This is a genomic window from Mesotoga sp. UBA5825 (assembly GCF_002432955.1).
GTDB lineage: Bacteria > Thermotogota > Thermotogae > Petrotogales > Kosmotogaceae > Mesotoga.
In genome coordinates this window covers 1-9,750 of the sequence record NZ_DJHG01000002.1, presented here as the reverse complement: position 1 = coordinate 9,750, position 9,750 = coordinate 1, and the positions used below count along the sequence as shown (strand labels likewise).

Below are 9,750 nucleotides of genomic sequence, written 5' to 3'. Positions count from 1 at the left end.
TTCCCAGGAGCAGTACTTCAGCGGGACAGATTTTCCTATCCTGTTTGATAGATCGAGGTTTTCAGAATAGTATGGAGCCCAGTTTCCAAGCGCTGCCATATGGGCCTTCTTCAGCAGCATGCTAATAACCGGAACATCGTAAATCACTGAGTCGGCTCTTACTAAATTGAATTGTGTAGGATCTTTCAAAATACTGACGGCCCCATCAACGATTGAACTTGTCCATTCGCTTCCCACATCTGATGGATTGAAATCATTCATTAGCTCGTAAGGGGAGACCAGCGAGTATCGTTGATCCATATCTCGGGTAGCGCCTTCTTGCTCTCTACATGCGGTAAGTACTGTTCTGATGTTTTCCAGAGTGTTCAGATCGTCTATGAAGCTTCCGGAATGACAGGAACCCAGAAGGAAATTAAACTGAGTAAGCGGATAACTGGAGAAGACTGTTCTGAACTGCCAGGCGTAATGCCAAACACCTCCAAGTCTTATAGCGTCGGTGTCTCCGTGGGCGATGATATAGACAGTTACTATCTCTTTCTTTGCGGCGTATGAGTTTATGCTGGTTAGAATATCTGCCGCTCCTTCACCGAATATCCCCTGCACTTCAACTCTGCCTTCAGGCATCGCATCTTTGTATGCAAGAGCCAGGTTTAAGAATACAGTATATGTTGAAATGGAATCGGTGTATAAGGATTCCGATGGCAGCAAACCCTGAACCACAATGATCGCCTCTCGCTCGCCCCAGTCGGGGGTGATTCTGTCGAAGACCAGATTCTGCATTTTGCCGGAAGGCTCCTTCAGAAAAACGTTCCAGTCAACCAGCCTTTCCTTTGGCGGAATCGGTAGCTTAAGCTCTTCGGGCACAACTTCGTCCACCCTGGGCAGCCATTTTCCTGAGATGACCCTGTATTGCCCGCTGACGCCAACTACAATCGCTTTGACTGGATGGGCGAAGAACGAGCCGGGATCTAGATCAAGAAGAAAGAGATAAGAAGGCTCATTTACCGTGATTGTATTGTCCGTTGCCGCCACGCCATCTATGTTTCCGTCGACAATAGAGCCCGGGTTCTCAAGATCGATTTTCGATCCAGATGTCAGCTCTTTGGAGTAGAAAGAACAGATGTACTCTGAGCCTTGCGGAATTTCATCCGGAAGAATGCCTTTGACGATTTCTATCGCCGCTTGCAGATCCTTAGGAAGTTTCGGAAGACAACCGGGTAGAACCAGGAGTAGCAATGCGACAGCAAAAGCCGCTATTAGAGTCTTGCGCACAAAACACCTCCATTGAGCCCCTGCTAGGCAGAAGACTTCAAGTAAGTTGGTAAATCCTATCAATGGTAGGAGCAAAACGTTCCGGTATCAAACGAATGTATCATATCCGATAGGGAAATGAACTCATTTGAGGGAGTGGAGACATATTTCTCATACGCCTTTAAGAACGCATATGTTCTTCGCGTATCTCATCCTTGGTAGATCATTTCGGTAGATGACTAGTTTTCCGTGAAAAACCTACAGAGAACAACCCATGATTTGCTAGAGTCAGAGCACGTGTCAAGTCCGTGATGATAGTGATAAGCGATTCCGAAAATACTGTATCTCGTCGTCTGAACTTGAGGGATGTTCTTGGTGTGTTCACCCCGTCGACGATAGAGCCGTCTCCACCCCTCTCGAGAGGGGATTTAGGAGGCAGGGTCAGACTCAGCGATAAGATCGTTGTCGAGAGCTTCGCTTAGAGAGAACGAGAGTTTGCTTCGTTGACCGTTATCGAGAACGAAGAACGGATCCTCACTCTGGAAGAATAGTTTTTTCTCTCACACTGCCCAACGACGGACCGTTAACGGACAGGGCTGTCTTCAGCAGGGATCAGCGACCAGCGTTGCACTCATGAGACTCGATCTTTCTGAAGGGATAGAGTTCTATAATGGATTGAATCCTCGCAAGACAAGGGTTAGGAATAGAACTCAGAGTGCGGAAATCTTTAGGAGGGAAGTGTCCCATTAGAGCTATTGCTTTCGTTTTTCGGGTTCAGCTTTTTTCTCACACTTGTTTTTAGTGTAGAGGAGATTCAGCGCCAGCTTTCATGAAGCGGCCGGGCGAAAGGCAGTTCCAGATAGGAAGTGCTGCATACTGGAGAAAGTGAGTCTCAAATATGTCAGTTGCATTTGACAGCGGATTCGGAAGCATCGGTATAGGTTCAAGAGGGAGGAGTATCTAAATGATTGGAAATCTGAAACGGCGGGTAACGTTTGTCTGCGTGGTTCTGATTCTGGCATCTCTGGCTTTTTCTGTAACGAATCTTCATCCGGTGATCCAGGAGTTTCAGGAGATCATCGAAGAGGACCCGGTTCTTTTCATGCTCTTCAACGAGATGTTCGAACAGATTCCTTCGACACCGGAATTTGAGTTGGACCCGACAGGAAATCCCCAGATAGAAGACTACAGGCAAATGTTGAATGTGATGAACGAAATTCTGACTCAAGCCCCGGAGTTCAACAAGAGCGAACTGGTTGGGTTTCCCATCAACGCGGTGATCAACTGGGCAATGGGAACCCCTGCGGGGACTACCGCCTTCTTGAATGAGAAAGTGAACAGACAGCTGAAGAAGATCCTCAGTCAGTGGGCAGTTTTTCTTGGCTCTCCCGATTCTAGATACGTGCTCAGCGAGGATCCCGAGAAGGGTTGGTTTGGACGAGACGCGATGGCGGCCATGCCCGACTTTGCAGAAGATTTCCAGTGTGACCCGGACCTTCCCTATTATGGCTTCACCTCCTGGGACGACTTCTTCACCAGACAGTATCGTGAAGGCAGGCGCCCTGTGGATTGCCCAGACGATGACTCGGTGATTGTCAACGCCTGTGAATCTGCTCCATACAAGATTGCGACTGACGTCCAACTAAAGGACAGCTTCTGGATAAAGGAACAGCAGTATTCTCTCTCGCACATGCTTGCAGGTGATCCGATGACAGAGCTCTTCGAGGGCGGGACGATTTACCAGGCCTTTTTGAGCGCTCTGAGCTATCATAGATGGCACAGCCCGGTGAGCGGACGGATCGTGAAGACTCGCCTGATTGACGGTTCCTACTACGCCTCGGCATTGTCCGCGGGTTTCGACTCTGCAAGTCCGAACGAATCACAGGGGTATATCGCGCAAGTGGCTTCCAGGGCTCTGATCTTCATAGAGGCAGACAGTCCAGATGTCGGGTTGATGTGCATCGTATTTGTCGGTATGGCGGAAGTATCTTCAAATGAGATAACTGCTTATGAAGGCCAGCATGTGGAAAAGGGCGATCAGCTGGGCATGTTCCACTTTGGAGGATCGACTCACGTGCTAATCTTCAGGCCGGGGGTCAATCTAGAGTTCGATTTGCGCGGCCAAATACCGGGTCCGAACTCAGTGAATATTCCTGTTCGCTCGAAAATCGCGATTGTTTATGGAGAATGAGCATTTGACTAAAAGAACTGCATAGATAATACTGGTACAAGAAGAGGAATCTCGGTTTCTTCGTTTTGGCGATTAGAGATAAAGTGATACCACTATTATGGTATGCAGAGTGAGTTTCATCATGTTTCGTATCGGGTGCATGTGGTAGATTTACGGTGATAGTGCCACTCGCAATCAATACGCAGCGAGTTGCTCGCAGCTTTTCGTTCTCACCACTGAAGCTAGACTCTCTAATGTGCATTTCAGTAGTCTCATTGAGTTGAGTTATTGTATGCTTCCCGGCACACCGCCAGCGCAAAGAGAAGGACAGACTCTTCGACAGATTCTTATTTAAACGACGCTTCATGCATTCTATCCCGTGACTCATAAACAAGTGCTGGCATATAGAAATCGGGGAAATCCGATCACTTGTCTTGTCTGGTCTTTCGTAGCCAGAATAGTTTTGAATGAGATTTCTGAAGACCAATACGCGTATATAAATTTGAGACAACGCCACAGAATTGATTCCTCGAAGCATCATTCGATCATGTCATGTACCTTATCTGATAATGCTTTTAGCTGATCGTTGTTCACTTCTGGAGAGAGTAGCACAAATTGCCTGCTGAATTCCTCCAATACCGTTCTAGATATCGAGAACATATTTTGGAATTCTGGATTTGCAGGTTTGAAGGCAAGAGCCTTGAAGTCTGCCCTTCCTCCCAGTAATACTCCGATAGCCAGCACGGAATTTATCTGCACTTCTGCTGACTGATCTTTCAGACCGGCGATGAGCATCGTTCCGGCTATCTTTCCAAGAAGAGCCAGTTCTCTCGGAATGAATTCACGGAAGCGCTCATTGTTCTTCCAGAGTGACGCGTGGGTAATCAAGGAATCCTGCAAATTACCAAGTATGATACCTAATATCTCAAAACTTTCAGCTCGGACGTCTTACGACTGATTTTTTGAGTATGTTTGAAGCGATCCAACCAAGGTATTCAGCGTAGCAAACCCTTGACTTACGCCAGTCGTATTGCCCTGCTCCATCTCTTCCAATGTTTGAGGCAGCTGAGCCCACAAAATCTGCGTGAATGCTACTACCAGTACTATCACCAGAAGAAAGCGTGCCTTTCTACTCATTGACTAACACCTCCAATTCACTTTGTGATTTCTACGATTGTGTGTGAACAGAGAGAATTACTACATATGAGCAATAAGTTGGACAAAGGCTGGATTTGATTAATAAAGGTGAACACGAATTGAACTATAGCCTTGAATCAAGTAAGAATAACAAACTACCTATAAGATCTGGACTGTGATCCACACCGTTTCTTGGTACAACCAAACATTCCTTCTTCCCGAGGAACCCTAACACGTTATTTGGTGTGCTCTATATGTATGCTCTTGTCAACAACCAAGAACAGTTCTCATTAGGATAAGAGAGGACAGTGAGAAGTCATCAAGATATATCAGGGGACTCGCAAAAAAAGATTTGGAGGAATGACCGATCCTACTGAAAAATCACTCCGTGCTCTGATAAGCATTCTTACGATGAATTCATGACTAATCTGAAGAAACAGACCGAGGTTTGTGATTCTAATCTGATCTTGAAGCCTGCCGGGAAGAAAGGAAGTGCAAGAACCGGCTTTCAGCTACTGATACAGTAGCGAGAGCCGGTTTCATATTAAAGCAGAGTCCTTACTTCTCTTCGGTATTGCTTATGGTTCCATCTGCATGATACTCCATCAGGCGAACGTCTGTGAATTGCTCACCGGATTCGATAACCACAAAGCACCTCTCGAGACCGATCAGATTTTCGTCAATCCAGGTACCGCTGTTGGCATATACTTTTTCTTTGTCATACTCGTTTTCGTAGCGATTGACAAGCGGCACGTGCGAATGTCCGAAAACGACTACATCAACGGTCGAATCTAGATCAAAGTACTGCTTCACAGCCTGTTTGTCAAAGAATGTATGATCAATTGCACCAACAGTTGCTTCGGAATAAGAATTCTTAGTGGCTACTTTGTTGATCTGTTGCACTTCGTCCCAACGTCTTTGGGCGTTTGCATATAGCACGGCGCTTATCGAGCCATCATCCTGGACTGTAGGTAACAAATCGCTCAGAGAAAAACTGTTGTCGTATCCATTTACACCGACATAAATCGCTTTTTCATCGAAATCAGCTTTGATGGGAAAGGTTGTCATGGCCCACAGCCATACACTGTAATACGTGTAGGCATCAAGCTGATCCGCATCTTCTTTTGAAGGAGCTTCAATCTTAGGGAAATCCTTCTGCGGTGCTGATTTGCCTTCCACAACAGATGTAGATGCAATACGGGTGAAGAAATAGCCAGGGGGTAAGAATGAAGGATAATCGCCGGTTATTTCTTTGTTGGACAAAGTATCAGGTGCGCAGAAAGAGTCATAACGATGACCGTGCTCAATGACAATCTCGGAACGCATACCCGTACGATAGGTTCCCAGACCATCAACATCACGGGCCTGGACAATTCCGGGAATCAATTTCGCAAGCGTTTCTTCGTCCAAGAGAAGGTCGTGATTACCCGGAACATAGACTACCGTAATACCGCTTTGGATAATCTTCTCAAAAGCTGCAACAATCGAAGCGTTATTTTCCGCAACCCTCTCGAAGAAAGCTCCCAAATCGTAGTGCGGCTCATACGATATCGGCACGAACCACTCGTCCAGCAGATCGCCTGCAATGACAAGCTCGTCGATGTCGCTTATCACTAATCGTTCCAGGAACTCAGCGATCAGGTCTTTGTTCTTCACCGTTTCGGAAAAACTGTCATCCACTCCCAGATGTAAATCACTCATAACAATTATCCTATGGGCTTCACGAGTGGATTCCTTTTCCCATAGAGGCAGCGGTTCGATTTCTCTTGTCAAACTGGCAGAGACCATCATTGATGAAATGACAACCAAGACAAGTGTCAAAATGAGTCCTTTCTTAGATCCTTTCATAGAAATTCCTCCCTGTTTGTTAGGATTAGAGTTCCTGGAGACAAAAGAGAAACCGCTCATGAGCAAAATCAACGCTATTAACCCTTTAGGAGTCTCCAATTTTTGATATAATCGTTCGTATGCAGCTCAATTATCATACTGCAAACAGAGGCCATTTACATCTCAACTCTGAACTAATCTGCAACAAAGACGCTGATTCTCATTGCTGTTCCATTTGGATGGGTTCGACTCCTTTTTCTGATACCATAATAAGGCTAAGAAGACTTCCTTCACACACCTCATCGACGATGAAGGCTTCTATAACCGTATCTAGCTCATCATAAGTTCACCACGATATTTGGAGCTCAATCGTTTTGTTCCGCAGTTCCATAATCAGTCATCAATGTCAAATAGACTTGAGTTTGACAGAAGATGCCTGAATGAATCATGAACGGCGGCATTTAGGAATCAATGTGAGTCTTTCCGCCGCAAATTCTGGCGCTTTCGCGAGCCTCTTTTTCTGATTCAAGAAGAGAACCGAATTTTCTGAGTTGTAGGTAGCGAACTGTAATCAACTAAATAACCGGAGAGAAGCTGTATGGGTGATATGATTGGGCTAGATATGCATGTGTTCGGGGAAGAAATCGCTGAAGGGTTGAAACATTGAAAAGGCGCCCGATGTAAGTTCTGGCTGCATTGTTGGAACTTTTCAGACGGCGGGATATCGGCAGTCCGTTGAGTTCATCGGTATCTCGCTATTGACATCTCTGGACAGTTATTTCAATTGAGTTAGCAACATTTACCCCTCAAGTTGCTAAGAGTCCCTGGTAAAACCAGTCATGCTGTATTGCAAATTGAAACAAAACGAACATTTGTGGCAAACAAAAGTTTTTTTGCTAATATGTCTGGAGGTAGAGAGATGAAGAAATCGATACTGGTAGCGCTTTTCGTTGTATCGCTTCTGGTCTTAACATTTGCGAGCAATGAACGTGCAATGACAATGATAGGGAACCTTGTACTCGTTGAGAAAGGGAGCTTTGCGATCGGTGACACATGGGGTGATGGTGATACAGATGAAAGACCCGCGCACAAAGTGACGTTAACTTACGACTTTCTTATCGGAAAGTATGAGGTCACGTTCGACGAATATGACACCTTCTGCGAAGCCACCGGAAGGAGCAAGCCATCTGACTGCGAATGGGGAAGAGGAGATAGACCGGCTATCAACGTGAGTTGGAACGATGCGATAGCCTATTGCAGCTGGTTAAGTGAGAGGGAAAGACTCCCAATGTCGTACGATAGCGACGGAAATCTTCTTGACAAAGATGGTAGGATTACGGCGGATCCTTCCAAGGTTGTTGGATATAGATTACCGACTGAGGCCGAGTGGGAATACGCGGCCCGAGGTGGAAACAAGAGCGAGGGGTTCAGATATGCTGGAAGCGATGATATAAGCGAAGTGGCCTGGTTCGATCGAAACTCGGAAGGCATGACTCAAGAAGTCGGACTGAAATTAGCTAACGAACTTGGGCTATTCGATATGAGCGGAAGCTTGTGGGAATGGTGCTCCGATTCCTTTGGGGACTACGATGAAGTTGAACAGACGAATCCGTACATCAGTAACGGTTCCGTCCGTGTAATACGAGGTGGCGGCTGGAGTTATGTCGCCAGAGCCCTGCGCGTAACGAGCCGCAATGGAGTGTCCCCAACGGGCACGAGCTTTAGCATCGGTTTTCGCGTCTGCAGGACGGCTTTCTGAGGAGTCAGAAAATTCGGTTTTCTCAAACCTATTTGCGATCTTCCCAGAAGTTCGTCCAATTATTGAAAGGTTCCTTCTACCTAAGATTGGGGAGCCCATAGATCAAGCCTTCTCTTAGGGGTAGGTTCAGAAGCGGCGATGGAAGAAATGTCGACAGAGACATGCCCCACGCAGGAGGGCTTTCAGGTTCGCCTTGAACGGGCAACCGTTTCCCGAAGACCGAGAACCCGTCATAGAGCCCTACTTAGAAAGAACGTTATCGAGAGCTTCGTTTCGAGAAGCCGAGACTGAAGAAGCCAGTCTGCTGCAAAAGGCGACCGAAATAAGAAAGGATCTCACATCGGCAAATCGGCCAACAAGAAAGAGAAACATCGATTATAGTTTTGAACTGTATGCGGATTATGTCTATGCCGCGCTGCTCTTTTTCGGAAAGCCAAGAACTCGGTTCAGAGTCTCGGTCATGGCAAGTATCAAGACTACTAGCAATGCGAGGTAAAGTGGATATAGTCCAATATTCACACTATTTGCGATAAGCCCAAAAAGTGGCGGCATGAAAGTAGTGCCGGTATAAGCACTGGCCATCTGAATCCCGATTATTGCCTGTGAGTTATCCTTTCCGAAGTTCGAAGGAGTAGCATGTATTATTGAAGGATAGACGGGCGCACAACCCAAACCGATCACGATCAAACCAGCCAAGGCAATTGTGTCCGTCTCAAATGGGATACCTACCATAATCACGCCGATCATAGCCACGATAACCCCAAAACGGATCAGTTTCCTGTCTCCAAATTTGTCAGCAACAAAACCGTTCAGAAACCGACCGAACGTAATCCCCAGATAGAAAAGCGATGCAAACATTGCGGCCGTTTCCACATTTACTCCGCGATATTCAACTAGATAACTGCTTGCCCAGAGTCCAGCAGTCGTTTCAAGACCACAGTAACCAAAAAACGCGATCAAAATGAACGGAACTCCTCTGATTCTTACCGCTTGGGTGATGCTCAACGGTTTTGCAGAAACCTTATCACTTCTGTCTCTCTTCATTCTCTTGTTTTTCCACAGCTGAAGGCTCGCGAAGAGAGCGATAGTTAAGAATATCTGAATCGCGGAGACCGTTCTATAGCCACCGCGCCATCCAAATTGTGTTCCAAGAAAGTAGCCCATTATGTAAGGGCTGATTGAAGCCCCTACTCCCCAAAAGCAGTGAAGCCAGCTCATGTGTCTTGAAGCATAATACAACGCGACGTAGTTATTCAAAGCCGCGTCAACTGCACCTGCTCCGAGACCGAATGGAATAGCCCACAGACAAATTATCACGAAGGAATTGGATGCCGAGAAACCAAACAGCGCCGCAGCGGTCATTCCGACGCTGATCGCCGTAACGAGCCCTGTTCCGAGTTTTCTTGTCAGGCGTTCTGACATAAGGCTTGAGAAGATCGTTCCCCCTGCAATGATCATCGATACGATGCCCGCAAAAGACAAGGGGACTCCGAAGGTATCCCTAATTACGGGCCATGCGGAGCCTAGCAATGAATCCGGCAGGCCTAGGCTGATAAAGGCTATATAGATTATTACTAGAAGCAAAGAAAACATACGAACCCTCCGA

General features: G+C 46.5%; 7 protein-coding genes. 2 read left to right on the top strand and 5 right to left on the bottom strand.

The window, feature by feature from the left end:
• The coding region (locus B3N33_RS00085) for a hypothetical protein (protein ID WP_292590431.1) at positions 1-1,272 on the bottom strand (1,272 nt) is incomplete at its 3' end.
• A gap of 943 nt (positions 1,273-2,215) precedes the next feature.
• On the opposite strand from B3N33_RS00085, the gene B3N33_RS00080 reads away from it, so the two are divergent.
• Positions 2,216-3,442 (top strand): phosphatidylserine decarboxylase family protein, encoded by a 1,227-nt coding sequence (locus B3N33_RS00080; protein ID WP_292590429.1) that lies wholly within the window; start codon positions 2,216-2,218, stop codon positions 3,440-3,442.
• A 516-nt stretch (positions 3,443-3,958) separates the two neighbouring features.
• On the opposite strand, the gene B3N33_RS00075 is transcribed toward B3N33_RS00080, so the two are convergent.
• From B3N33_RS00075 to B3N33_RS00065, 3 genes are all read right to left on the bottom strand, one after another.
• A complete protein-coding gene (locus B3N33_RS00075) occupies positions 3,959-4,309 on the bottom strand; it encodes a hypothetical protein (protein WP_292591738.1) in 351 nt (116 codons plus the stop codon).
• A 60-nt stretch (positions 4,310-4,369) separates the two neighbouring features.
• Positions 4,370-4,558, bottom strand: a complete 189-nt coding sequence (locus B3N33_RS00070; protein ID WP_292590426.1) for a hypothetical protein — start codon at positions 4,556-4,558, stop codon at positions 4,370-4,372.
• Positions 4,559-5,116: 558 nt separating this feature from the next.
• Entirely contained in the window at positions 5,117-6,406 is a 1,290-nt protein-coding gene (locus B3N33_RS00065; RefSeq protein ID WP_292590424.1) for a metallophosphoesterase, read from the bottom strand.
• 898 nt (positions 6,407-7,304) lie between these two features.
• Here B3N33_RS00065 and B3N33_RS00060 point away from each other — a divergent pair.
• Entirely contained in the window at positions 7,305-8,144 is an 840-nt protein-coding gene (locus B3N33_RS00060) for a formylglycine-generating enzyme family protein (protein WP_292591737.1), read from the top strand.
• 405 nt (positions 8,145-8,549) lie between these two features.
• On the opposite strand, the gene B3N33_RS00055 is transcribed toward B3N33_RS00060, so the two are convergent.
• Positions 8,550-9,737, bottom strand: a complete 1,188-nt coding sequence (locus tag B3N33_RS00055) for an MFS transporter (RefSeq protein ID WP_292590420.1) — start codon at positions 9,735-9,737, stop codon at positions 8,550-8,552.
• Between the last annotated feature and the right edge of the window lie 13 nt (positions 9,738-9,750).